Below are 24,295 nucleotides of genomic sequence, written 5' to 3'. Positions count from 1 at the left end.
TGGAGATTTACCCATGAACCTGATCAAGCAGCTCGAGCAAGAGCAATTCGACAAGCTGTCCGCCGGCAAGGACATTCCGGAATTCGGTCCCGGCGACACCGTGATCGTCAACGTCAAGGTCGTCGAAGGCGATCGCACCCGCGTGCAGGCCTATGAAGGCGTCTGCATCGGCCGTTCCGGCGGTGGCCTGAACGAGAGCTTCACCGTCCGCAAGATCTCCTACGGCGAAGGCGTCGAGCGCGTGTTCCCGGTGATGTCGCCGATGATCGACTCGATCAAGGTGGTGCGCCGCGGCAAGGTCCGTCGCGCCAAGCTCTATTACCTCCGCAACCTGCGCGGCAAGTCGGCCCGCATCGTCGAGAAGCAGGACCGCCAGGCCGCCGTCGGCGAGTAAGCTTCGCAACCAGACGAATATTTCGAAAAGCGCGGGGCTCGGCTCCGCGCTTTTTTGTTGCGCCAGCCGCGCGCGTCAAAGCACTCGCGATTCCAATTCGGCCTGCTATATATTCCTGGAATGTTTCCAGATCTGACCAGCTTCGTGAGCCCCCAGCGCATCGTCATTGACGATCGCTCGCGGCTGCCTGGCCGGTTCTTCGGACGCTTCGCGACCTCGGCAACGTCAGAACTTACGCGCGCAGCCTAAAAGCTGCGCTGACGATTTTGTTGCCCTGCGCGGCCCGCCGCGCTCATCGCTTACACACATTCCTTCGGAGCTGAAGCTCATGTCCAAGCCGACCACCCTGTACGACAAGATCTGGAACGACCATCTGGTGCACGAAGCCGAGGACGGCACCTGCCTGCTCTATATCGACCGCCATCTGGTGCACGAGGTGACCTCGCCGCAGGCGTTCGAAGGCCTGCGCGCGACAGGGCGCAAGGTGCATGCGCCCGAGAAGACGCTCGCCGTCGTCGACCACAACGTGCCGACCACCGACCGCACCAAGCCGAACCCGGATCCTGAGAGCATCGAGCAGATCAAGGCGCTGGCCGAGAACGCCAAGGAATTCGGCATCGAATATTACAACGAGTTCGACAAGCGCCAGGGCATCGTCCATGTCATCGGCCCCGAGCAGGGATTCACGCTGCCCGGCACCACCATCGTTTGCGGTGACAGCCACACCTCGACGCATGGCGCGTTCGGCGCGCTCGCGCACGGCATCGGCACCTCCGAGGTCGAGCACGTTCTGGCGACGCAGACGCTGATCCAGAAGAAGGCAAAGAACATGCGCGTCACCGTCGACGGCAAATTGCCCGACGGCGTGACCGGCAAGGATATCATTCTCGCCATCATCGGCGAGATCGGTACCGCAGGCGGCACCGGCTATGTGCTGGAATATGCCGGCGATGCGATCCGCGCGCTCTCCATGGAAGGCCGCATGACGGTCTGCAACATGTCGATCGAAGGCGGTGCGCGCGCCGGTCTGGTTGCACCCGACCAGAAGGCCTACGACTTCCTGCGCGACCGGCCGAAGTCGCCAAAGGGCGCGGCCTGGGATGCGGCGATGCGGCACTGGGAAAAGCTGCGCTCCGACGACGGCGCGCATTTCGACCACGAGCTGCGCCTCGATGCAGCAAAGCTGCCGCCGATCGTGACCTGGGGCACTTCACCTGAGGACGTCATCTCCGTCACCGGCATCGTGCCAGATCCTGACAAGATCGCTGATGAAGCCAAGCGCATCTCCAAGCATCGCGCGCTGAAATATATGGGCCTGACGGCGGGGACGAAGATCACCGACATCAAGCTCGACCGCGTCTTCATCGGCTCCTGCACCAACGGCCGCATTGAAGATTTGCGCGCGGCAGCGAAGATTGCCGAAGGCAAGACCGTTTCCGCCAACGTCAACGCCATGGTGGTGCCGGGCTCCGGCATCGTGAAGGAGCAGGCCGAAGCCGAGGGGCTCGACAAGATCTTCATCAAGGCCGGCTTCGAATGGCGCGAGCCGGGCTGCTCGATGTGCCTCGCCATGAACCCGGACAAGCTGAAGCCGGAAGAGCGCTGCGCCTCGACCTCGAACCGCAATTTCGAGGGCCGCCAGGGCTTCAAGGGCCGCACGCATCTGGTGTCGCCGGCGATGGCCGCGGCCGCCGCGATCGCGGGCCACTTCGTCGACGTCAGGGACTGGCGCTAAGCTGCTCCCTCCAATTTGAACGAACGCGGCAAGCCGTCGTTAAGCCGCAGCGCCGACAGTGTCCTCGCGACGATCTCGCGAGGACACGTCTCATGGCCAACAAGCCTGAATATGTGGATCTGATCGGCGAGGCGACCCGCCAGCACCGGCGGCGCGCGCCGCAGCTGCACATCGTCGCCAAGCCCGAGGTCGAGGAGACCTCGAGGCTCAGCCGCTGGCCACCGGCGATGTTCAAGCAGTGGAAGATCGAGACGCTGATGCGGTGGAAGCCGTCGTCGTGGAATGTGAAGGGCTGGCTCTAGCCAGATTCTCCGTCATGCCCGGGCTTGTCCCGGGCATCCACGAACTTTCTTACCCAGACCAAGAACGTGGATGGCCGGGACAAGCCCGGCCATGACGAGTGCTGAGCTAGCAACTCACATCACCAATAGCGATACGGATAGTGCCAGCGATGCCAGCGGCAGATGCGGCGGGGGCCGTAATAGGTCCAGATGATCCGGCAGCGGCGCGGATAGTTATAATAGGGATAATAGCCGCCGTAATAATAGCGCCGGTGGAAGTGGCGATAGCCGTAATACGGACGATAGGTGCCGCCCCAGTGGCGATGGTAGCCGCCATGTCCGCCAAAGTGGTGGAAGCCGCCATAGCGATAGCCGCCACCGTGGAAGCCACCGAAGTGCCCTCCCCCGCCATGGAAGCCGCCGAAATGTCCGCCGCCGCCGTGGAAATGTCCACCGCCCCCGCCGCCATGGCGGACCTGGATCATCATGTCGTCGCTTGCAGCCTTCGCCGCGGGCAGCGCGGTCGGATTGATCGGCGTCATCGCTTCAGCGCGGCGCGCAAGTCCTGACGACAACAGCAGAGCAGCAACAGCGGCGAGCCCGAGCAGGCGCAGCGAGCTTGTCCCGGGACGCATGATCCTCGGCATCGAATGTCTCCCTGAAACTGGACAGCGTTATCGCGGCGTCGTCGTCCCGCCGTCGCTGTTCATTTGCAGTCGCTCACGAGGTTAAACTAGAGTCGACGACGTGAATGCGCCATGAATGAACGACGCGCCGCGCAAGGCACGCCGCGTCACCAGAACGGCCCGTAGCCGAGCACGAAGGGCGCGGGCACAGCGTAAGGATAGGGACGGTAATAGACGGGCCGCGCGTAGTAGTGCGGATCAGGCCGCGGAGCGTGGCGGGCAGCATCGTATCGCACGTGCCGTCGCCCATCGAACACCGCGCGGCCCGCAGAGGCGTCCGGCAGCTTCGTCACCTTCTGCGCGACGGATGCGTGAGGCAGGCTTGCGGCGAGCCCGGCAGCAACGGTCAATGCGATCCATCTCGTCATGGCGACCTCCGCCGGCAACATGAGAGGATCACGCGGCGGCCTGCAAGTCAAAAGCGGCCAATCTGGAACGCTGCACCTGAATCTGCCATGGATGAACAACCAGCCGTCAGCGACGTACGTATCTTCTGGTCGAGCTGATGCAGAAGATGGTCATGACACAGTTTCGAGCATTGCTGATATCGCGCCTGGCCATCGCAGCGAGCATTGCGCTTGGCGTCGTCCTTGGCGCGAGCTCGGCACTGGCCTCGCAAGGGCCGGGCGTCGAGAGCGGCACGGCAAGCCCGTTGACGCAGCTGGTGATGGCGATCCTGGTCTATGGCGTGTCCGCGCTGGTTGTCGGCGCCGGCCTGATCGGCGCGCTGCGCGGGCACTGAACCGGTATCAGCCGCGACGCCAGTAGCAGCTCATATGCGGCGTGATCACGGTGCCGCTGGGCCTGTGTTCCTGCACATAGGCAACGTTGCACTCGCGCACCGCATCGGGACCCGGATTGTAGCGCGGATAGACGGCGTCAGGGCTGTCATAGGGCGTGACGCGCAGGCGGGTCTGGGGCCGCTTCCGCGGCGGCGGGATGTCGTCGGGCGACACCGCCTGGGCCATGCGGACGACAGTGCCGGCCGTCTCTGCTTGGGCACTCATGCCGACTTGCGAAAACAACCCCATGCACAGTAGAGCCGCCGCTGTTTTTGCTCGCATTTTATCGCCCACCTGAACCACCCTCGACCGAGGCCCACTTGGCCCCCACGCTCCCCGTTTTGGCCGCGCCCGTCAACCTCACGCGCTTATAAAGCCGGATGCATCGCTGCGAAACCCGCGCTAAGAGGTGCGCATGTGGATGGACCTGAAAGCGCCCTCGCTGGCCGAGATGGAAGCTGCGGCGCACGACATTTTCGAGCGCCTGCCGGCGGAGTTTCGCGGGCTCTGCGAGGGCCTGATCATCCGCGTCGACGACTTCCCGACCGAGGAGGTGCTCGACGAGATGGACTGCGAGAGCGAGTTCGACCTGCTCGGCCTGTTCCAGGGCGTCGGCCTGCCCCAGCAGAGTCTTGGCGATGTGGCGCGGCTGCCGAACATGGTCTGGCTCTACCGCCGCCCGATCCTGGATTACTGGGCCGAGCACGACGAAAGCCTCGGCCATATCGTCCGTCACGTCCTGATCCACGAGATCGGCCACCATTTCGGTCTCTCGGACGACGACATGGCAGCGATCGAGGCGCAGGCCGAATAGGAAATCATCGATCGCGCGGCGATGGCGCAGGCAGAAGCATCGTCAGCCGATAGTCGGGCCAGCCCGCGAGCGATAGCGACACCTGCTGATAACGCCGCAGTCCCATGGTCGGATGATTGAACGCGCGTTCGCCGCCTTCGCGGGTCAGGACGCCCTGTGTGTCCCAGCAACGTTCGAAGTCCGCGCTTGCCAGTCTCAGCTCCTCCACGAGCCGGCGAATGTCCGGATCGTCGGAGTAGGCTGTCACCGCGGCACGGAACTCGGCGACGACGCGCTGCGCACGGGAGGCCCAGTCAAGGATCAGGCTTCGCGCCTCCGGCCTGAGGAAGATGTAGCGCAGCAGGTTCTTTTCACCGTCATCATCGAGCCATCCTGCAAACAAGCGCGACGCTTGTGCATTCCAGCGGCGCGCGCTCCATGTGCGATCGAGGATGTAGGCGGGACCATCGATTGCATCGACGCAGGCCAGGATCTCCCCGGGTGGATGGTCTCTGTGGCCCGGCCGCTCGGGATCGCGCTTGCCCGCGACTTCAAACAGATAAGCGCGCTCGGCAGGTGACAGGCGCAATCCGCGGGCGATGCGCGCAAGTGCCGAAGCAGAGACGGACACATCGCGCCCCTGCTCGATCCAGGTGTACCAGGTGACGCTCAAGCCGCAGAGCTGGGCGACCTCCTCGCGCCGGAGGCCGGGCGTGCGCCGCCGTGGTCCCGCGGCGATGCCGAATTCCACCGGAGACTGACGCTCCCGGAGCGCCCGCAAGAATGCGCTGAGCGAGAGCGCCGGAGCGATCGGATCTGCTCGTTTCATGGTGGTTTTTATACCAGCATATCTTATGTTCTTAAACCGGTACCCCAGATGTGTTAGCTTCTTTGCCTCGGAGGCGCTGTCACCGAGCAGAGGACCCACGGACATGGGCAAGCAATTCACCGGGATCGAACCCGAGCACAGGGCGTTCATCGAGCGGCAGAAGATCTTCTTCGTCGCGAGCGCCCCGCCGAAGGGGCGCATCAACGTCTCCCCCAAGGGCCTGTCGTCGTTCCGGATCCTCGAAGCGAACGACGTCGCCTATCTCGATTGCACCGGCAGCGGCAGCGAGACCCGCGCCCACCTGATCGCATCGGATGACAAGCGCCTGACCATCATGTTCTGCGCCTTCGAAGGCCCGCCGGTGATCCTGCGGCTCTATGGCCAGGGCCGCTCGATCATGCGCGGCACGCCTGAATATGCCGAGCTCGCCCCTCGCTTCGAGGACATGGTGGGCGCCCGCCAGATCGTGCGTCTCTCGGTCGATCTCGTGCAGACGTCGTGCGGTATGGGCGTGCCACTATTCGACTACAAGCAAGAGCGTGGCAGCCTCATCCGTTACTGGACGGCCCAGGGCGTCAACAACTTACGAAAATACTGGGGCCTGAAGAACATGAAGAGCATCGACGGCCTGCCGACCGGCTTTGCCCCTGACAGCATGGCTCCGCCAAGCTGACTGGCAGATCAAGACTGCCGAATCCGGCCTAGGATTTATGCGCCAACCGGGCTAAACAGCCCTCCCCTGACTTCGAACCGGGAATCCCGAGATGGACAAGTTCACCACGCTGGAAGGCGTCGCGGCGCCGCTGAAGATCATCAATGTCGACACCGACATGATCATTCCGAAGCAGTACCTCAAGACCATCAAGCGCACCGGCCTTGGCAAGGGGCTCTTCTCCGAGCAGCGCTACAAGGACGACGGCAGCGAGAACCCGGATTTCGTCCTCAACCAATCAGCCTATCGCAACGCGAAGGTGCTGGTCGCCGGCGACAATTTCGGCTGCGGCTCGAGCCGCGAGCACGCGCCCTGGGCGCTGCTCGACTTCGGCATCCGCTGCGTGATCTCGACCTCGTTCGGCGACATCTTCTACAACAATTGCTTCAAGAACGGCATTCTGCCGATCCGCGTTTCGCAGGAAGACCTCGACAAGCTGTTCGACGATGCCGAGCGCGGCGCCAACGCGACGCTGACGATCGACCTGCCCAACCAGGAGATCCGCGGCCCCGATGGCGGCAAGGTCAAGTTCGAGATCGACCCGTTCCGCAAGCACTGCCTGATCAACGGCCTCGACGACATCGGGCTGACGATGGAGAAGAAGTCCTCGATCGACAGCTATGAAGAGAAGCTCAAGCGCGAACGCGCCTGGGCCTGAGATCAAGCCTCGTTCAAGGCCCCGGTGCGTGAGCCGCGCCGGGGCTTTTGCTTTGCCGCCGATATCCCGTATAGCTCGCCTCATGCTTCCCGAGATCGTCACCTTCTGGCATGGCCCGATGGACGCGCTGCGCCAGACCTGCCTGCGCTCGCAGCTGGCGGCCGGCCACAAGGTCACGGTCTATAGTTTCGACACCATCCCGGGTCTTCCGGCGGGCGTCGAGAACGCGGACGCCGAAGCGATCCTGCCGCACGCCTTCTCCGAACGGTTGCGGCCGCCGCAGCCCGACGGCAGCTGGCGCGACTGGACCACGCTTCAGTTCAGCGACTTCTTCCGCATCAAGCTGATGGCGAAGGATCTCGGCCTCTGGCTCGACGCCGACGTGCTGCTGCTCAAACCCGTCGAGATCGATCCGGCAAAGCCATACTTTGCCTGGGAGCGATCCCGCCGGCTCGGCAACTCGGTGCTCTATCTGCCGCCGCAGCATCCGATCGTTGCCGCCTTCGAGAATCTGATGCAGCAGGAGGAGCTGACGCCGGAATGGCTGTCGCCGAGCCATCGCCTGAGCTTTGCGATACGGAAGCTGAGCGGCGGCTCGCAGCGTCTGTCCGACCTTCGCATCGCCATCTTCGGGCCGCCGGCACTCACCATCCTCGCCAAGCGTTCGGGCGATCTGCAAAAGGCGTTGCCGAAGCGATCGTTCTACGCGGTACATTCTGAGCCAAAGCTGTTCTTCGAGCCGTCGAGCTATCTCGGCATCGTCACCGATCCCAACGTGATCGGCCTGCACATCTCAGGCAAAGGCCGCTCGCTGCAGCCGCCGATCCCGGGCAGCCTGTTCGCCTGGGCGGTGGAGCGGTTCGGGTAGCGGCCACGCAGGCAGTGCGCTCCCTCTCCCGCTTGCGCCCGCCAGGAGAGGGGGCACACCGCATTCGCGGATGCACCGCGCCCGTCACTGCAGCGGCGGATCGCCGCTGGTGCGCTTCTTGGCGAGGTCCATCTCGGTCACCGCGATCAGGATCTCGGCCCGGGTCTTCAGGTCAGGCGCTTCCAGCATGGCCTGCTTCTCGGCCGGGCCATAGGGCGACATCATCGCCAGCGCATTGACCAGCGCCTCGTTGGGCGCGCTCTCGACGCCCTCCCAGTCGACCTTGAGATTGTTGGCCTTCAGAAACTCCGCCAGCGCCACCAGCAGCGCCTCGCGGTTGACCGCCTCCTCACCCAGCCGCGCCTTGAAATCGTCGGTGAAGGCGAAGAAATCGACCTTGCACTGCCGGTAGGGGGTCAGCACGTCGAGCTCCTCGATCACCTTGAAGCGGGCAACGCCGGTCAGCTCGAGGATGTAGCGGCCGTCGCCGGATTCGGCGAGCTGGGTGATGCGGCCGACGCAGCCGACGCGGAACAGCGCCGGCCTGTCGGAATTTTTCGGCGAATGCGCCACGTCGGGCTGGATCATGCCGATCAGGCGATGACCATCGCGGAAGCTGTCGTCGACCATCGCCAGATAGCGCGGCTCGAAGATGTTGAGCGGCATCTGGCCGCGCGGCAGCAGCAGCGCGCCCGGCAGGGGAAACACCGGAATGATTTCCGGCAGGTCGGCGGGGCCGCGATATTCGATGTTGATCGGCATCTCAGTCCCCGCCTGAATTGCGACCTGAGCTTATGAGAACAGGATGGTCGACAGCCGCTTGCGGCCCTCGACGGTGGCCTCGTCCGCACCGCCCCAGGCTTCGAAGAACTGCACCAGCTGCTTGCGGGCGCCGTCATCGTTCCATTTGCGGTCGCGCTTGACGATCGCGAGCAGCTGCTCGGTCGCGGCTGCCCGGTCGCCCTTCGCGTTCAGCGCGGTGGCAAGGTCGAAGCGCGCCTGATGATCGAGCGGGTTTGCGGCGACTTTCTGTTCCAGCTCGGCAATTGGACCGAGCTGCTTGGCCTGCTCGGCGAGATCGATCGCGGTCTGCACCGCCTTCACGGCCGGGTCGTTGCGCTTGGATTCCGGCACCATGGCCAGCGTCTGCTTGGCCTGCTCCATCGCGCCCGAAATGGCGTAGCATTTGGCGAGACCGGCAAGCGCGGGGATGTTGGTTGAATCATACTGCAGCACTTCGGCGTAGATCTGCGCGGCGGCAGCAGTGTCGCCCTCGGCGAGCACGGCCTCGGCCTCCTGCAGGATCTCGGCGATGTTGGGCTCGCCCGGCGCCGTGACGCCCTTGGTCAGCTTCTCGATGAAGGCGTTGACCTGGCTCTCCGGTACCGCGCCCATGAAGCCGTCGGCGGGCTGGCCGTTGACGAAGGCGATCACGGCCGGGATCGACTGGATGCCCATCTGGCCCGGGATCGCCGGATGCTGGTCGATGTTCATCTTGACCAGCTTGACCTTGCCCTTGGCCGCCTTGACGGCCTTTTCGAGCACCGGCGTGAGCTGCTTGCAGGGGCCGCACCATTCCGCCCAGAAGTCGATGAGCACCGGCTGGCGCTTCGATTCCTCGATGACGTCCTTCACGAAGGTTTGGGTGGTGGTGTCCTTGATCAGATCGGCCGCAGCCGGGGCCGCTCCGTTACCCTGGTCGATGATCGTCACGGGATCCCCTCGTCTGATGTCTGGAATGGCGGCTCTTTAGCACGTCGCCATCGCCTATGCTTCGTTTCAGGCCCTAAAATTGGGCCGGGCCGGCCGAATTTCAATCCGTCGCTGCCGATTCGGCAGTTCCGGGCCGTTTTGGGTCGATTCGGCCGCTCCAGGGCTCATATTGGGGCTCGGAATGCGCATCTATGCTGCCGGTAGCTGTTGCATTCGCCTCCCGCTTTTGGCATACGACAGCCGTTGCCGGCGCGTCACGCGACCGACACAGGATGCGGGTGTAGCTCAGTGGTAGAGCACGACCTTGCCAAGGTCGGGGTCGAGGGTTCGAGCCCCTTCGCCCGCTCCAATTTTTCCCAGCGCATCCAGCCAAGTCAGGTCAGGCCGTGGTTTTCCACGCTGCTGGCGGCTGACGTGGGTGTCATACGACGATTTTGGTCATAGGCCCTTCTCCCGACGCTGCGACGTCGCGGCGCATCGGCGCGCGGGATTGATCTGAAGGCATCGCCTTTCGCCGAGGTGTATGACGTCGGTTCGGCACTGCACGATCGCGCCCCAGTCGTGTGCGACCAGGAGAGGCTAATAACTAAAAGTTGCCAAGTCGGCCCGCGATTAGTTGTAGTAGATTTCGCTTGCTCGCAGACGTAACAGAATTCGATAATATCCTCTTTTAGCAGGTGTTCACGCGGACCCAATGGAATTGTCGTTCCCGATAGAATTCATAGTTCACGGAACTGCCGTCTCACTTCAAGCAAAGCGAGCCGAGTCCAGGAATGAGTGGAAAGCGCGCGTCAAGACTGCAAGCACGGCGGTCATTCCTCAGCCGCATTTCGCCAGCCAAGAACCGATCGGAATCACCTTGTATTATTTGCCGGATGAGCCAATGAGTGGTGATATCGACAATATCGTAAAGCCAATTCTCGACGCCCTCTCAGCTCACATTTACGTCGATGATCAGCAAGTCGAAAGACTTGTTGTTCAGAAATTCGAACCGGGCATTCCGTTCGAGGTCGAAAATCCGACTGAGATGGTGGCGGCGGCCGTCAGCGGACCTCGTCCCGCGTTGTATGTGCGTCTCTCGAACAGGCCCCGCGGGGAGTTGCGATGACAGCTAGAATTTCAGAAGCCGAGTTCTTGCAAGGCCTCATTCCTCAACTCCGTTCGGAAGGCTATGAGGTATATCTGCATCCAACCGCTCCCGTTGTGCCGCCATTCCTTGCTGACTTACATCCCGACGCAATTGCGATCGGAAAAGACAAAAAGCTAGCTATCGAACTTGTTACATCGGAAAGTGCCCAACAGAAAAAGACGCGGGCTCTCGCGAACCTGATCAAAGATCATCCCGATTGGGAACTACGAGTTATTGTCGTGACGCCGGCGAGCCGCGATGGCGAACTTCAGGTGCAGTCTCGCGAGCAGATTCAAAACTTTCTCGACGAGATCAAACTGCTGCAGGACTCAGACCATGTTTCTGCGGCCTTCATACTTGGCTGGGCCACGTTTGAAGCGATCGCTCGACGGCTAATGACTGCAACATTTGAGAAGCCGCAGACGCCCGGTCGCATTGTGCAGCAGCTAGCGCAAGAGGGATATGTCACGCCATCCGAAGGTGACTTCCTCCGGATTCTTGCGGCGAAACGTAACGCATTAATTCACGGGAATCTTCACGATTTGCCTCAAAAGGGAGAGGTCGAGTTCTTCCGTGCAATATCGGAGAGACTTGCGGACGAACCCGCAGCCGCCTAGCGGGATGGCCAGAATCCATGCGCGGATACTTGCATTCCGGCGGATTGAGACCAGACCGCTTCGTCTGGTAGGTAAGTTAAACACGTAATGACAATCTTGGTCACCGGCAGCGCTGGCCACCTCGGCGAAGCCATTCTTCGCACGCTCCGGCGTCGCGGTTCCCCGGCGCGTGGGATCGACCTCAAGCCGTCGCCGTTCACCGATGCCGTCGGCTCGATCATCGATCGCACCTTCGTCCGGGAGCAGATGGACGGCGTCACGGCCGTGATCCACACCGCGACGCTGCACAAGCCGCATGTAGCGACCCACGGCAAGCAGGCCTTTGTCGACACCAACGTCACCGCGACGCTCAATCTGCTCGAGGCGGCGCTGGCGGCCGGTGTGAAGAGCTTTGTCCTCACCAGCACCACCAGCGCGTTCGGCGCGCAGCTGCGGCCCGAGGCGGGACAGGCGGTGTGGGTCACCGAGGAGCTGGCGTCGGTGCCGAAGAACATCTACGGCACCACGAAACTGATGGCGGAAAATCTGTGCGAGCTGTTCTTTCGCGAGAGCAGCCTGCCGGTGGTCATCCTGCGGACCTCGCGGTTCTTTCCTGAAGCTGACGACGATCCTGCGATGCGGTCGGCCTACGCCCTGGACAACGCGCAGGCCAACGAGCTGCTCTATCGACGGCTGGATATAGCGGACGCGGTCAGCGCCCATCTGATCGCGGTCGCGCGTGCGCCCGCGATCGGCTTCGGCCGTTACATCGTCTCGGCGACCAGTCCGTTCTCGCAACATCAGCTCGCCGCGCTCGCCCGCAATGCTGCCGATGTCGTGCGCGAGCTCTACCCGGATTGCGCCGAGCTCTATGCCGCGCGCGGCTGGCGACTGTTCCCCGGGATCGACCGCGTCTATGTCAACGCGCGCGCGCGGCGCGAGCTCGGATGGCATCCCGAATTCGATTTCGCCCATGTGCTGCGCAGCTTGCGCGCCGGCTCGGATTTCCGCAGCGCCCTGGCGCGCGAGGTGGGATCGAAGGGCTATCACGACACGCCGTTTGACGACGGGCCGTACCCGGTCGTGAAATAGTCGCCGGTTTTGCCAAATCGCACGATGTTTCAGACCCTGTGGCTGGCGTCACCGTGCGCGAACCGGCACCTCGCCGTTCTACTGCGCCTGGGGTTTGTTTTCGCAGCCTTGTATCGGTCGGCTTGCTTCGCTGCTCGCAAAAGAGGCGGCGCCATCCCGATTCCGCGTTGCAGCGAGAACGTTGTCGTCGCCGCCTGCGAGGATGTGAGGAACATCCGTCTCAATTTGATTGAGCGCAACTGCCGCGCACGCGACGCGCTTCTCACGGCCCGCAGATGTGCTAACCTTTTTGCGTCTGCCTCGCGGGCAGACTTCGAACTTCGCCTACTCACACAGCAAAACAAGAATGTGCAGCCCCGATGGCTGCCTTAGGGGAGTGACGCGATGAAATCGATCATCCATCGATCCGTGTTGGCGCTTGCAGCGGTTGCCCTTCTTGCCGGAACCAGCGTTGCCAGCGCACAACAACAGCAGGACAAGAACCGGGCGCTGAAGAAGTACGAATCCGGCACCAAGGAATTCTGGACCCATCCGCCGGACGACTGGTTCCTCGGCGACGAAACCGAAGCGCAGAAGGGCCTTGCGCCGCCCTCGGGTCCGCCGACCGGCGCCTCCGACGCCGAGCTCGCCAACATCGTCAAGAAGGTGAAACTGCCGCCGGGCTTCAAGATGGAGGTCTACGCCTCCGGCGTGCTGGCGGCGCGGCAGATGGCCTGGGGTGACAAGGGTACGCTGTTCGTCGGCTCGTTCGGCCTCGGCAACGTCTACGCCATCAAGGACAATGGCGGGAAGAAAGAGGTCAAGACCATCCTCAAGGGCCTGAACATGCCCACGGGTCTCGCCGTCAAGGACGGCGCGCTCTACGTCATCGCGGTCGACAAGCTGATCCGCTACGACGACATCGAGAACAAGCTCGACAATCCCGGCGAGGGCAAGGTTGTCTACGACGACATGCCGTCCTATGCCGCGCATGGCTGGAAGTACATCGTCGTCGACAAGGATGGCTGGTTCTACATTCCGTTCGGACCGCCCTTCAACGTCGGCATTCCGCCGACCAGCGTCTCGCAGATCCGGCGCGTCGATCCCAAGACCGGCAATGCCGAAATCTGGGCGCTCGGCGTTCGCAACTCGGTCGGCGGCGACGTCGATCCGCGCACCGGCAAGTACTGGTTCACCGAGAATGCCCGCGACTGGGTCAGCGATGACCTGCCCTCGGACAAGCTGAACATGATCAACAAGATCGGCGAGCATTTCGGCTATCCCTACTGCCACCAGGGCGACCTTCCCGATCCGAAGTTCGCGATGGGGCACAAGTGCTCCGAGTTCACGCCGCCCGTGCTGAACCTCGGCGCCCACGTCGCTCCGCTCGGCATGAAGTTCTATACCGGCGACCAGTTCCCCGCCGAGTACAAGAACAACATCCTGATCGCCGAGCACGGCTCCTGGAACAGGCATAAGTACCAGGGCGCCCGCATCATGCGCGTGATCGTCGGGCCCGATGGCAAGAATGCCAAGCAGGAAGTGTTCGCCTCCGGCTGGCTCGAGGGTGACCAGGGTTATCTCGGCCGCCCCGATGACATCGTTCTGGCCAAGGACGGTTCGATCCTCGTCGCCGACGACTGGGCCGGCGCGATCTACCGCATCAGCTACAGCAAGAAGTAGCGCGACCTGACCAAGAGGCTGCGGTGGCCTCGAAAGGCGCCGCAGCCTCTTTCGTTTCAGAGTCTCACCCCGTCGTTCCGGATTGCGCGTCAGCGCAAGTCCGGAACCCATAACCCCGACTCGTGGTTATGGATTCTCTGATACGCAATTGCGCATCATAGCTCGTGCTCCGCACGCCCGGAATGACGCGCTCGATAGATCGGAATTGTCCTCATGCGCCGTCAGTATTCTTTGTACGCAATCGGCGCGCTCTCGCTCGCAGCGATCGCATTCGTCCCCGCCAGCGCCGCCGACAACGCCGCCGTCCAGGAGAAGGCGGCCGTCTGCTCCGGCTGTCACGGCGAGAACGGCATCTCGCAGACCGAGAACATTCCCTCGCTGGCCGGCCAGCCCGATCAGTTCCTGCAATGGCAGCTCGTGTTCTTCCGCGCCGGCTCGCGCAAGAACGAGCAGATGCAGCCAATCGCAGAGGAGATCACCAACGAGGACGTCCGCAGCCTCGGCGCCTATTTCGCGGCGATGACGCCGCCGAAGGCCGCCGAGGACAAGGATCCGGATATGTCGAAGAAAGGCGCGCAAGTTGCCGTCGGCCGCCGCTGCGCCTCATGTCACACGGACAGCTTTGCCGGCACCAAAGCCGTCGCGCGGCTTGCAGGTCAGCGCGAGGAATATCTGGTCAAGGCGCTGCACGACTACAAAGCGGGCCAGCGCGTCGGCGGCGGCGTCGCCGCGATGGCCGACGTCGCCTATCACATGAGCGACGAGGAAATCACGGCAGTGGCGCATTATCTGGCGTATTTCAACTAGCGCCGGGCTGTTGCGGCAAACTCACTCGTCCCGGCGAAGGCCGGGACCCAAAGCCACAGAAAGTAACTCGGCGAAGGCTCGGCGTTCACCAGCGCATGCCGCGGTAATCTTCGATAGATCACGCGGTCCCGGCCTTCGCCGGGACGACACCGAATGTGTGGCTGCTACCTACCCCGCACGCTGCTTCTCATACGCCTTCAGATGCGTATACGCGATGCGCAGCTTCGGCACCGGCACCTTGGCCGCGTCGGCGCGCGTGATGAGGTCGCCGATCACGTGATCGGCTTCGACCGGCAAGCCCGCCTTGATGTCGCGGAACATCGAGGCCGTCATCGGCGAGCCCTCGGTGGTGAGATTGCCCTTGACCCGCTCGAAGAACGGACCGCCCGGCGGATAGCCTGATGCCGTCGCGATCGCGCTGGTCTCGTCCAGCATGCCGAGCAGAAAATCCCGGCCGCCGGGCGCGGCGAGGATGTTGCCGACCGAGGTGCGCATCAGGCTGGTGCTCGCCGCGAGCGAAGACAGGAATACCCACTTCTCCCACATGTCCTGCAAAATGTTCGGGCTGGCCGTGGCACCCTTGATGCCGCTCTTGAAGGTCTCGTCGATCGCCTTGACACGATCCGACATCGTGCCGTCGCGCTCGCCGTAATTGATCGACTGCATCGGTTGCAGCTGCACCACTTCGCGCTTCTCGTTCAAGGTTGCGGCGATGGCGCAGAGACCGCCGAGCACGCGCTCCTTGCCGAATTTTGCATCGAGGATGTCGAGATGCTTCATGCCGTTGAGCATCGGGATGATCGCAGTGTTCGAGCCCACCGCCGGCGCAAACGACGTAATGGCATCATCGAGGTCGAACGCCTTGCAGCTGAGCAGCACGACGTCGAACTTGTCCTTGATCGCGTCGGCCTGCACGGTCGGTGGATTCTTCAAGGTGACATCACCATTGGGGCTCTTGATGACGAGGCCCGCACTTGCGAGCTCGCTGGCGCGCCTGGTGCGGACCAGGAAGGTGACGTCGCGGCCGGCCTGCAACAGCCTGCCACCAAAATAGCCGCCGATGGCGCCGGCGCCGACCACGAGGATGTGCATTGTAGAGCTCCGCTTTTGCTATTGGCGCGAATGGCGAGTAGGGAGTAGCGAATAGTAAGCGCGATTTCCACTCGCCTATTCGCTACTCGCCATTCGCGCGCTTCACTTTCCCGACACCATCTCCTCGACCTCGCGCAGCTGCTCCTTGCCGAAGAACATCTCGTTACCGACGAAAAAGGTCGGCGAGCCGAAGGCGCCGCGGGCGACCGCCTCCTCGGTATTCTTGATCAGCTTGCCCTTCACCTCGGGCTCCTGGGCGCGGGCGAACAGCTTTTGAGCATCAAGGCCCGAAGACGCCAGCGCCTTCGCCGCGATTTCGGGATCATCCATCTTCTTCGGCTCGCGCCACATATGATGGAAGGCGGCGTCGACATATTTCTCGAACACGCCCTCGAGCTGCGCTGCGATCGCGGTGCGCATCAGGTTCAACGTGTTGACGGGAAAGTGGGGGTTGAAGACGTAAGGCTCGACCTTGAAGCGCTTGATGAAGCGCTCGGTCTCGACGGCCTGAAATTCGCGCTTGTTCTTGATGCCGGCCAGCGTCTCCGCCGGCGATCTGTTGTTTGTCGACTTGAAGATGCCGCCGAGAAGGATCGGCACATATTCGAACTTGACGCCGATCCGCTGCTCGATCGCGGGGATCGCGAGATGGCTGAGATAGGCGTTCGGGCTGCCGAAGTCGAACAGGAATTGCGGGGCTGTGCGGGTCAATCTCGTTCTCCCTGACTTTGGCTCTTTGACCTGGCTCTTCGATCTGGCTTTGCTCCATTGTGGCGCAGGGCGCGCCACAGGTCCACCGTTTAATGACGGTCATAATATCTTGCTGATCAGCCCAGACGTTGGATTGCCCGCTTGCGCCACACCAGGAGGTAATAGCCCATCTGCAAGAGGAACATGGCGCAGAACACGATCGGATAGGCGGCCCATACGCCCTGGAGGCCGATCGCGCGGCTGAGGATCACCGCCGACGGCAGCTCGATCGCGACAATGGCGAAGATCGACAGCAGCATCGGCGTCAGCGCCACGCCCGCCGCGCGCATCGCGCCAGAGAACGTGGTCGCAAGTCCGAACGGCACCGAACTCCACAAGGCGACGAAGAGGAGGCCCTTCGCCACGTCGAGCACGGCGCCGTCGGTGATGAAAATGCCGAGCACGGCGCGCGGCACCATATAGATCAGCGCCACCAGCCCGCCGGTCAGCACGAGATTGAACGCAAGACCGGTGCGGACGATGCCGTCGAGCCGCGCCCGGTCGCCGCCGCCGACGGCCTGCGCGCCGAGGATCGAGACCGCGATCGAAATCGACATGGCCGTGAACTGCGTGTAGCCCATCACCTGGTTCACGGCGCCATACGCAGCGGTCGCATCGGATCCAAAGCCGTTGACGAGCCCGAGCAAGACCAGTTCGGCGATGGCCATGACCACCATGCCGGTGGCGCTCGGCAGGCCGATGCCGAGGATCTGTCCGATCACGGCGCGATTGAGCCTGATATGGCGCAGCAGTGCCGCGTCCGGCGCAAGCGCGTGCTTCTTTCGCGGCAGATAGGCGCCCAGCACGATCAGCGTCACTGCGTTGGAGATCGCGGCGGCCCAAGCCGGGCTGGTGATGCCGATGTCGAGGTGGATCAGCATCGGTGTCAGGATCAAGCCGATCGTGGTCGACAACGCCAGCGCCAGCAGCGGTGTCACGGCATCACCGACGCCGCGGATCATCGCCGTCATCAGCAGGAAGGTGAAGCCGAGGGGCATCGTCAGCAGCATGACCCGCGCATAAGCGCTGGCAGGAGCGAGAATGTCCGCAGGCGTTGCGAGCGCCATCATCAATTGCCGGCTGAGCAGACCACCCACCAGTCCCACTGATATCGAGAGCAGCAGGCCGACCGCGAGGGTCGTGCCGGCGACCATCTTGATCCTGTCGTGCTTGCCCGCGCCGAAGGCCTGGCCGATCAGCACGGTGGCGCCGGTGCTGAGGCCCATGACGAAGGCGAACAGGAAGAAGAACACCGGGAAGAACGTCGAGACCGCGGCGAGCGCGTCAACGCCCATCATCTGGCCGAGATAGACGTTGCTGACGGTTCCGAACAGCGATTGCAGCGCGTTGCTCAGCATCAGCGGCGCGAGGAAGCGCAGGAAAGTTTGCCAGAGCGGTTTTGGAGTAGACATGGATGGGCCTTTCGTCAGGGCGAGCAAAACCGTTGCCGCGCAACGCGCGGCTCGGCCGTCGATGGGGTGGTTGGAGAGCGGCGCGCGGCTTACGCGCGGTCGCTGTAAGCGAGCTTGACGATGTGGTCGCGGATGTCGGCCGGCCAGTCGGCAATCAGTCCGGTGAAGCGGCGCCGGTCATCGGCGAACAGCGCGCGCGAAGCTTCCTCGAACTGCGCGAGGTTGCCGGCCATGGTCGACATGAAGTGATAGGCCGCTTCGCGCGCCTGCCGCTCGCGGTCCTTGTCACCGCTCGCGCGCCTCGCCTCTTCGACCAGCTTTCGCAGCGCGACCGATGCGCCGCCGGGCTGCGCATTGAGCCATTCCCAATGCCGCGGCAGCAGCGTCACCTCGCGCGCGACCACGCCAAGCTTCGGCCGGCCGCGCCCGCGCGGCTCGGCCGGCGGCTCGGTCTCCTCGACCGGCGGCGGAATCTGCTTCGCCAGCCGCGCCAGCACCTCGCGATCCCCGCCGCGCAGATCGAAGTCGATCGATCGGCCCGTGGCGTCCGAGAAGATGATGATGGCCTCGTCCGGCCGCGGCGCGATCCGCTTGACGACCAGCGCGACTTCTCCAGCCGGCCCGGACACCAAGCGACGCTGCCCCTGGAAGGCGGTGAAAGTCCTCAGCATTGAAATCATTGCCATATTGACTGCGATGGCCGCTTTAATACCCGGGTAAATAGCCGCCGTCAATATACCCGGGTGAAAATATCCGGCCGGCCGGCTCGACATTGTGTTCCCGGGCTGGCAGGTACACGGCCGAGACCACCCGGTCCCAAGGATTTCGCGATGCTGACCGTCCACCATCTCAACAATTCGCGTTCGCAGCGGGTGCTGTGGCTGCTCGAGGAGTTGGGCGTGCCCTACGAGATCGTGCGCTATCAACGCCAGCCCGACATGCGCGCGCCCAAGGAGCTGCGCGCGATCCATCCGCTCGGCAAGTCGCCAGTCATCACCGACAACGGCAACACCATCGCCGAGTCGGGTGCGATCATCGATTATCTCGTTGCGACCTACGGCAACGGCCGGCTGATCCCGCCGCCGAACACACCGGAGCGGCTGCGCTTCACCTATTGGCTGCATTATGCGGAAGGGTCCGCGATGTCGCCGCTGCTGCTGAAGCTGCTGTTCACACTGATGCCGAAGCGTGCACCGGCGCTGCTGCGTCCGCTGGTGCGCAAGGTCTCGAACCAGGCACTGACCACGCTGGTCAATCCGCAGCTCAAGCAGCACATGGATTATTGGGAAGGCGAGCTCGGCAAAAGCGAGTGGTTCGCCGGCAGCGAGTTCACCGCGGCCGACATCCAGATGAGCTTCCCGCTGGAAGCCGCGCAAGCGCGCGGCGGGCTCGAGCAAGGCCATCCCAAGGCGATGGTGTTCCTGGAGCGCATCCATGCGCGGCCGGCCTATGCGCGGGCGCTGGAAAAGGGCGGGCCTTATCAGGTAGGGCGGTAAGTCTCTTTCCCGTCATTTCCGGGCCGGTGCGCAGCACCGAACTATGGTGCGCAATTGCGCACCTGAGAATCTCGAGGTTCCGGGTTCACGCTTCGAGTGCCCCGGAACGACAGCAACTCACTGATCCGCGTGCAACACCCGCCCGCGTGTCTCCGGCAGTGCGAACGCCGCGATGAAGAACACCGCGTAAGCCACCACCGCGAAGATCGCGATCGCATTGGCCAGCGACGTCGTCGCCGAGAGCGCGCCGACGAGGAACGGAAACAGCGCGCCGATGCCCCGGCCGAAATTGTAGCAGAAGCCCTGGCCCGAGCCGCGCAGGCGCGTCGGATAGAGCTCGGTCAAGAACGCGCCAACCCCCGAGAAATAGCCCGAGGCGAAGAAGCCAAGCGGGAAGCCCAGCACCCACAGGATCTCGTTGATGAGCGGCAGCTGCGTGTAGAGCAGCACCACGGCGATCGCGCCGATCGAGAAGATCAGGAACAAATTGCGCCGTCCGATTCGGTCGGCAAGCCAGGCGCCGACCAGATAGCCGACGAACGAGCCGATGATCAGCGTCGAGAGATAGCCGGTCGAGCCGACGATCGACAGATGCCGCTCCTTGGTCAGGAACTGCGGCACCCAGAAAGTGATGGCGTAATAGCCGCCCTGGCAGCCCGTCGCCATCAGCGATGCCAGCACCGTTGTCTTCACGATCGGAAAGGTGAAGATCTCCCACAGCTTGGGATGACTGCCCGTTTCCGCGTGCTTGGCGCGTGCGGCGGCCGCGATCTCCGGCTCAGTGACGGAGCGGCGGATATAGAACACCAGCAGCGCCGGCAGCGCCCCGATCACGAACATCCAGCGCCACGCCGTCTCTGCCGGCATCAGCGAAAACAGGATCGCCTGCGAGAGCACGGCAAGGCCCCAACCGACGGCCCAGCCCGACTGCACCGAGCCGACGGCGCGTCCGCGATATTGCGGCCGGATCGCCTCGCCCATCAGCACGGCGCCGGCGGCCCATTCGCCGCCGAAGCCGAGGCCGAGCACGGCGCGCGCGATCAGGAGTTGCTCGAAATTCTGCACGATTGCGCAAACCAGCGAGAAGAACGAAAACCAGATGATGGTGATCTGGAGCGTCCTGACCCGGCCGATATGGTCGGACAGATAGCCGCCGAGCCAGCCGCCGATGGCGGAGGCGAGCAGCGTCACCGTGCCGGCAAGGCCGGCTGAGGCCGCATCGACCTTCCACAGCGCGATGATGGTGCCGATCACCAGCGGGTAGATCATGAAGTCCATGCCGTCGAGCGCCCAGCCGGCTGCGCAGGCCCAGAAGGTGCGGCGCTCGGCGACGTTCATGTCGCGATAGAAAGCAAGAAGGCTGGTGTCCTCGATCTCGGCGCGCTCGATGCGCTGGAGCGGAGCGGCTGTTGTCATGTGCGTTTCCCCGGCAAATTCTTTTGATTGGCCGGTGGTAGCACGCGCGGCGGCCGGCGCAAGCCGGCGCGCGCCGTTGTGCCATGCGGGAGCGGGTTACTGTCCAGCGGCTTCCGCACCGCGCGTGCGCGGATCGGGCGCCCCGAGGGGGCCGTTCGGCGTCACGGCAATCGAATTGGCCGATGTCTGTCCCATCGGCTCGACAATGGGATGGTCCATCGCCTTCAGCTTAGCCAGCACGTCGTCGGGGAAGCCGCGCTCGATGCGCACTTCATCCGGAAGCCATTGATGATGCAGCCGCGGCGCCGCCACGGCGGCCGCGACGTCCATCCTGTAGTCGAGCACATTCACGATGACCTGGAGCACGGTCGAGATGATGCGGCTGCCGCCCGGCGAGCCCGTCACCAGCACCGGCTTGCCGTCCTTCAGCACGATGGTCGGCGACATCGAGGACAACGGCCGCTTTCCGGGCCCGGGTAAATTGGCCTCATAGCCAACGAGACCGTAGGCGTTGGAAGCGCCGACGGCAGCAGTGAAATCGTCGAGCTCGTTGTTGAGCAGCACGCCGGTGCCGTCGGCAACGAGGCCGATGCCGTAGCTGAAGTTCAGCGTGTAGGTGTTGCTGACGGCGTTGCCACGGCTGTCGACGACGGAGTAGTGCGTGGTGTTGCTGCCCTCGCGCGGCGAGGCCGCGCTCGCAACAAGGTCCCTGGACGGCGTGGCGTGCTCGGTGGAGATGCCGGTGCGGAGCTTGGCAGCGTAGTCCTTCGCAATGAGCGTATCGATCGGCGCGTTGACAAAGGCCGGATCGCCGAGATAGCGCGCGCGATCGGCATAGGCGCGCTTCATGGCCTCGATCAGGAGATGCAGCGATGCTGGCGAGCCCTGCTTGAGATCCGCCAGCTGAAAGCCTTCGAGGATGTTGAGCGTCTCGACCAGCACCACGCCGCCGGAGGACGGCAGCGGCATCGAGACGATGTCGTAGCCGCGATAGGTGCCGTGCACCGGGGTGCGGATCGCCGGCTGATAGGCCTTCAGATCGGCCGGCGTCATGATGCCGCCGGCGTCGGAGACGGCCTTGGCGATCTTCTCCGCCACCGGACCCTCGTAGAATCCGCGCACACCTTGGGCCGCGATGCTCGCCAGCGTGTCGGCGAGGTCGCGCTGCACCAGCCTGTCGCCTTCGCCAAGCGGCGTGCCATCAGGCTTTGCGAAAATCCTGGCTGACGATGGAAAGCGTGCCAGTCGCGGATACCAACCCGGCAGCGTGTCGGCCATGTCGTCGGTGACGACAAATCCATCGCGGGCGAGTGTGATCGCAGGTTGGAGCAATTGCGCGAGCGTGAATTGTCCGGAGCCGTATTTTTCCAGCGCCAGCGCCAGGCCTGCGACAGTGCCGGGCACACCGATGCCGAGCCCGGAATCGCGCGACTTGGCGGCATCAGGCTTGCCGTCGGGCCCGAGGAAAATCTGCGCCGTCGTCGCCGCAGGTGCGGTCTCGCGATAGTCGATCGCGACGTCCTCATTGCGTTCGGCGGAATGGATCACCATGAAGCCGCCACCGCCGATATTGCCGGCGCGCGGATACGTCACCGCCATCGCAAAGCCGGTGGCGACGGCCGCGTCGACGGCATTGCCGCCGCGCCGCAAGATGTCGGCGCCGACCTGCGCCGAGATCTTCTCTTGTGCCACCACCATGCCATGCTCGGCGGGGATGGCGTGCACGGCGTCCAGCGCGGGCGGCACATACGCTCGCCGCGCATCCTGAGCGGTTGCCGCTGCAAGTCCAAACGCCAGAGTGGCGATCAGCGCGAAAAAAGCACGTCGTGTCGAAAATGACGCCATCATCAAATTTCCGCCAAGGCTTCAGGCCAGTTCTAACGCGTCGCAACAATGCTATACGGTTTGCGCCAAGAGCGGCAAAACTGTTTTGTGATGAGGACTGCGTGACGACGACGACCGCCCCCGATGCGCGCCTGGCCGGCGCCCTGCGAACCTATCCGCCGCGCGCCGCCGTCATCAGCTGGATCTTCTTCGATTGGGCCGCGCAGCCCTATTTCACGCTGATCACGACCTTCGTGTTCGCGCCCTATTTCGCCACCAACGTCGCGCCGGATCCTGCCACGGGGCAGTCGTTGTGGGGCTTTGCGATGGCAGCAGCTGGCCTGGCTATTGCGCTGTTGTCCCCGGTGCTTGGCGCCATCGCGGATGCCTCCGGCCGCCGCAAGCCGTGGATCGCCGCGTTCGGCGCAGTTCTGGTGGTGGCGTCGTGCGCGCTGTGGATCGGCAAGCCCGGCGATCACGCCATCATTCCGCCGTTGCTCATTGCGGTTGCGCTTGCCAGCGTCGGCGCGGAATTCGCCACCGTGTTCAACAATGCCATGATGCCGACGCTGGTGCCGCCAGACCGCATCGGCCGACTCTCCGGTACCGGCTGGGCTACCGGTTACATCGGCGGCATCGTCAGCCTGATTATCGTGCTCGGCTTCTTCGCCGCCAACCCCGAGACCGGCCGCACGCTGCTCGGCTTCACGCCGCTGTTCGGGCTCGATCCCGTCACCCATGAAGGCGATCGTGCTGCGGGACCATTGACCGGGCTCTGGTTCATCGTTTTCGTAACGCCGATGTTCTTGTTCACGCCGGATTATCCGGCGAAGCGCCCGGTGCGCGAGGCGCTGTACGAAGGACTAGCTGATCTCAAGCAATCGCTGCAGGATCTGCCGCAGCAGAAATCGCTCGCCGCGTTTCTGCTTGCCAACATGATCTACACGGATGGTCTCGTCTCGCTGTTCGCCTTCGGTGGCATCTATGCGGCCGGCACCTTTGGCTGGCACACGATCCAGATCGGCACGTTCGGCATCATTCTCGCCATCGCCGGCACCTTTGGTGCCTGGCTTGGCGGCAAGCTCGATGACTACCTTGGTCCGAAGCGCGTCATCGCCGGCAGCATGTTGATCCTGCTGCTTTCGGTCGCGGCGATCCTGCTGGTGGACAAGGACAGTGTGTTGTTCGTCAGGGTCGCGCCGCCGGTGCCGGGCGGGCCATTGTTCGGCGCCGCCGCCGAGCGTGCCTATATCGTGCTCGGCTGCCTGATCGGCGCGGCCGGCGGTCCGCTTCAAGCGGCCTCGCGCACGCTGCTGATCCGCCTCGCGCCGAAGGATCGTATCGCGCAGTATTTTGGCCTGTTCGCGCTGACCGGGAAGGTGACGTCCTTCATCGGCCCGCTGCTGATCGGCGTGATCACCGCGGCCACCGCCAGCCAGAAGGCCGGCATGGCCGTGCTGGTCGTGTTTTTCGTGACGGGATTCGCGTTGTTGATGCGGGTGAAAGAGTAGCCAAGCTACGCGATCTCGCCGCCGTCATTGCGAGAACCGAAGCGACGAAGCAATCCA

27 protein-coding genes and 1 tRNA gene are annotated in these 24,295 nt (G+C 63.6%); 16 read left to right on the top strand and 12 right to left on the bottom strand.

Going from position 1 to position 24,295, the window contains the following annotated elements; translation table 11 throughout:
* Positions 1–13: 13 nt before the first annotated feature.
* The 3 genes from rplS to XH98_RS19030 all read left to right on the top strand — a co-directional run bounded on the left by rplS (position 14) and on the right by XH98_RS19030 (position 2,431).
* Positions 14–394, top strand: a complete 381-nt coding sequence (gene rplS / locus XH98_RS19040) for a 50S ribosomal protein L19 (RefSeq protein WP_011083318.1) — start codon at positions 14–16, stop codon at positions 392–394.
* A gap of 328 nt (positions 395–722) precedes the next feature.
* Positions 723–2,129, top strand: coding sequence for a 3-isopropylmalate dehydratase large subunit (gene leuC, locus XH98_RS19035; protein ID WP_271619553.1), 1,407 nt, complete (start codon positions 723–725; stop codon positions 2,127–2,129).
* Between the two features lie 92 nt (positions 2,130–2,221).
* Complete coding sequence (locus XH98_RS19030) at positions 2,222–2,431, top strand: hypothetical protein (protein ID WP_271619552.1); 210 nt, start codon at positions 2,222–2,224, stop codon at positions 2,429–2,431.
* A gap of 119 nt (positions 2,432–2,550) precedes the next feature.
* On the opposite strand, the gene XH98_RS19025 is transcribed toward XH98_RS19030, so the two are convergent.
* Together XH98_RS19025 and XH98_RS19020 are read right to left on the bottom strand one after the other, a co-directional pair.
* The gene (locus XH98_RS19025) at positions 2,551–3,057 is read right to left on the bottom strand and encodes a hypothetical protein (RefSeq protein WP_271619551.1); all 507 of its coding nucleotides are present in this window, start codon (positions 3,055–3,057) and stop codon (positions 2,551–2,553) included.
* Positions 3,058–3,203: 146 nt separating this feature from the next.
* The gene (locus XH98_RS19020; protein ID WP_271619550.1) at positions 3,204–3,464 is read right to left on the bottom strand and encodes a hypothetical protein; all 261 of its coding nucleotides are present in this window, start codon (positions 3,462–3,464) and stop codon (positions 3,204–3,206) included.
* Positions 3,465–3,616: 152 nt separating this feature from the next.
* On the opposite strand from XH98_RS19020, the gene XH98_RS19015 reads away from it, so the two are divergent.
* Positions 3,617–3,838, top strand: coding sequence for a hypothetical protein (locus XH98_RS19015; RefSeq protein WP_271599580.1), 222 nt, complete (start codon positions 3,617–3,619; stop codon positions 3,836–3,838).
* Between the two features lie 7 nt (positions 3,839–3,845).
* Here the strand turns inward: XH98_RS19015 and XH98_RS19010 are convergent, their stop codons facing one another.
* Positions 3,846–4,127: a hypothetical protein gene (locus tag XH98_RS19010; protein ID WP_271619549.1), complete on the bottom strand. Its 282-nt coding sequence runs from the start codon at positions 4,125–4,127 to the stop codon at positions 3,846–3,848.
* Between the two features lie 166 nt (positions 4,128–4,293).
* On the opposite strand from XH98_RS19010, the gene XH98_RS19005 reads away from it, so the two are divergent.
* Positions 4,294–4,692: a metallopeptidase family protein gene (locus tag XH98_RS19005; RefSeq protein WP_220005005.1), complete on the top strand. Its 399-nt coding sequence runs from the start codon at positions 4,294–4,296 to the stop codon at positions 4,690–4,692.
* A gap of 4 nt (positions 4,693–4,696) precedes the next feature.
* Here XH98_RS19005 and XH98_RS19000 read toward each other — a convergent pair whose 3' ends face one another.
* On the bottom strand, positions 4,697–5,500 hold the full coding sequence (locus XH98_RS19000; RefSeq protein WP_271619560.1) for a helix-turn-helix transcriptional regulator: 804 nt from the start codon (positions 5,498–5,500) through the stop codon (positions 4,697–4,699).
* 103 nt (positions 5,501–5,603) lie between these two features.
* Between XH98_RS19000 and XH98_RS18995 the strand changes: the two genes are divergently transcribed.
* From XH98_RS18995 to XH98_RS18985, 3 genes are all read left to right on the top strand, one after another.
* Positions 5,604–6,173, top strand: a complete 570-nt coding sequence (locus XH98_RS18995; RefSeq protein WP_271619548.1) for a pyridoxamine 5'-phosphate oxidase family protein — start codon at positions 5,604–5,606, stop codon at positions 6,171–6,173.
* A 91-nt stretch (positions 6,174–6,264) separates the two neighbouring features.
* A complete protein-coding gene (gene leuD, locus XH98_RS18990) occupies positions 6,265–6,870 on the top strand; it encodes a 3-isopropylmalate dehydratase small subunit (protein ID WP_188107837.1) in 606 nt (201 codons plus the stop codon).
* An 82-nt stretch (positions 6,871–6,952) separates the two neighbouring features.
* Complete coding sequence (locus XH98_RS18985) at positions 6,953–7,738, top strand: hypothetical protein (protein WP_271619547.1); 786 nt, start codon at positions 6,953–6,955, stop codon at positions 7,736–7,738.
* Positions 7,739–7,822: 84 nt separating this feature from the next.
* Here XH98_RS18985 and XH98_RS18980 read toward each other — a convergent pair whose 3' ends face one another.
* The gene (locus XH98_RS18980; protein WP_271599575.1) at positions 7,823–8,500 is read right to left on the bottom strand and encodes an LON peptidase substrate-binding domain-containing protein; all 678 of its coding nucleotides are present in this window, start codon (positions 8,498–8,500) and stop codon (positions 7,823–7,825) included.
* Between the two features lie 30 nt (positions 8,501–8,530).
* Positions 8,531–9,451 (bottom strand): thioredoxin, encoded by a 921-nt coding sequence (gene trxA / locus XH98_RS18975; RefSeq protein ID WP_220005010.1) that lies wholly within the window; start codon positions 9,449–9,451, stop codon positions 8,531–8,533.
* A 274-nt stretch (positions 9,452–9,725) separates the two neighbouring features.
* On the opposite strand from trxA, the gene XH98_RS18970 reads away from it, so the two are divergent.
* From XH98_RS18970 to XH98_RS18945, 6 genes are all read left to right on the top strand, one after another.
* Positions 9,726–9,800, top strand: a tRNA-Gly gene (locus XH98_RS18970).
* Positions 9,801–10,145: 345 nt separating this feature from the next.
* Positions 10,146–10,559, top strand: coding sequence for a RusA family crossover junction endodeoxyribonuclease (locus tag XH98_RS18965; RefSeq protein WP_271599574.1), 414 nt, complete (start codon positions 10,146–10,148; stop codon positions 10,557–10,559).
* Complete coding sequence (locus XH98_RS18960; RefSeq protein ID WP_271599573.1) at positions 10,556–11,197, top strand: hypothetical protein; 642 nt, start codon at positions 10,556–10,558, stop codon at positions 11,195–11,197. Before XH98_RS18965 ends, XH98_RS18960 begins: the two co-directional genes overlap by 4 nt.
* Positions 11,198–11,284: 87 nt before the next feature.
* Entirely contained in the window at positions 11,285–12,268 is a 984-nt protein-coding gene (locus XH98_RS18955) for an NAD-dependent epimerase/dehydratase family protein (RefSeq protein ID WP_271619546.1), read from the top strand.
* 384 nt (positions 12,269–12,652) lie between these two features.
* The gene (locus XH98_RS18950) at positions 12,653–13,930 is read left to right on the top strand and encodes a PQQ-dependent sugar dehydrogenase (protein WP_271619545.1); all 1,278 of its coding nucleotides are present in this window, start codon (positions 12,653–12,655) and stop codon (positions 13,928–13,930) included.
* Positions 13,931–14,143: 213 nt separating this feature from the next.
* Positions 14,144–14,737, top strand: a complete 594-nt coding sequence (locus XH98_RS18945) for a c-type cytochrome (protein ID WP_271599571.1) — start codon at positions 14,144–14,146, stop codon at positions 14,735–14,737.
* 168 nt (positions 14,738–14,905) lie between these two features.
* On the opposite strand, the gene panE is transcribed toward XH98_RS18945, so the two are convergent.
* From panE to XH98_RS18925, 4 genes are all read right to left on the bottom strand, one after another.
* Positions 14,906–15,829 (bottom strand): 2-dehydropantoate 2-reductase, encoded by a 924-nt coding sequence (gene panE, locus XH98_RS18940; protein WP_271619544.1) that lies wholly within the window; start codon positions 15,827–15,829, stop codon positions 14,906–14,908.
* Positions 15,830–15,931: 102 nt separating this feature from the next.
* Positions 15,932–16,540 carry a 2-hydroxychromene-2-carboxylate isomerase gene (locus tag XH98_RS18935; protein ID WP_271599569.1) on the bottom strand — a complete coding sequence of 203 codons (609 nt, stop codon included), beginning with the start codon at positions 16,538–16,540 and terminating at the stop codon, positions 15,932–15,934.
* A gap of 116 nt (positions 16,541–16,656) precedes the next feature.
* The gene (locus XH98_RS18930; RefSeq protein WP_271619543.1) at positions 16,657–17,991 is read right to left on the bottom strand and encodes an MATE family efflux transporter; all 1,335 of its coding nucleotides are present in this window, start codon (positions 17,989–17,991) and stop codon (positions 16,657–16,659) included.
* Positions 17,992–18,080: 89 nt separating this feature from the next.
* Positions 18,081–18,677: a DUF2239 family protein gene (locus XH98_RS18925; RefSeq protein ID WP_271599567.1), complete on the bottom strand. Its 597-nt coding sequence runs from the start codon at positions 18,675–18,677 to the stop codon at positions 18,081–18,083.
* A 144-nt stretch (positions 18,678–18,821) separates the two neighbouring features.
* Between XH98_RS18925 and XH98_RS18920 the strand changes: the two genes are divergently transcribed.
* Positions 18,822–19,487 (top strand): glutathione S-transferase family protein, encoded by a 666-nt coding sequence (locus tag XH98_RS18920; protein ID WP_271619542.1) that lies wholly within the window; start codon positions 18,822–18,824, stop codon positions 19,485–19,487.
* A 117-nt stretch (positions 19,488–19,604) separates the two neighbouring features.
* Here the strand turns inward: XH98_RS18920 and XH98_RS18915 are convergent, their stop codons facing one another.
* Both XH98_RS18915 and ggt read right to left on the bottom strand, forming a co-directional pair.
* Positions 19,605–20,903, bottom strand: coding sequence for an MFS transporter (locus XH98_RS18915; protein WP_271599565.1), 1,299 nt, complete (start codon positions 20,901–20,903; stop codon positions 19,605–19,607).
* Positions 20,904–20,999: 96 nt separating this feature from the next.
* Complete coding sequence (gene ggt / locus XH98_RS18910) at positions 21,000–22,751, bottom strand: gamma-glutamyltransferase (RefSeq protein WP_271619541.1); 1,752 nt, start codon at positions 22,749–22,751, stop codon at positions 21,000–21,002.
* A gap of 98 nt (positions 22,752–22,849) precedes the next feature.
* On the opposite strand from ggt, the gene XH98_RS18905 reads away from it, so the two are divergent.
* On the top strand, positions 22,850–24,238 hold the full coding sequence (locus XH98_RS18905) for an MFS transporter (protein WP_271599563.1): 1,389 nt from the start codon (positions 22,850–22,852) through the stop codon (positions 24,236–24,238).
* Positions 24,239–24,295 lie beyond the last annotated feature (57 nt).

This window comes from Bradyrhizobium sp. CCBAU 51745 (genome assembly GCF_028128715.1).
GTDB classification, from domain to species: Bacteria; Pseudomonadota; Alphaproteobacteria; order Rhizobiales; family Xanthobacteraceae; genus Bradyrhizobium; species Bradyrhizobium manausense.
This window is presented reverse-complemented; position numbering and strand designations above follow the sequence as displayed.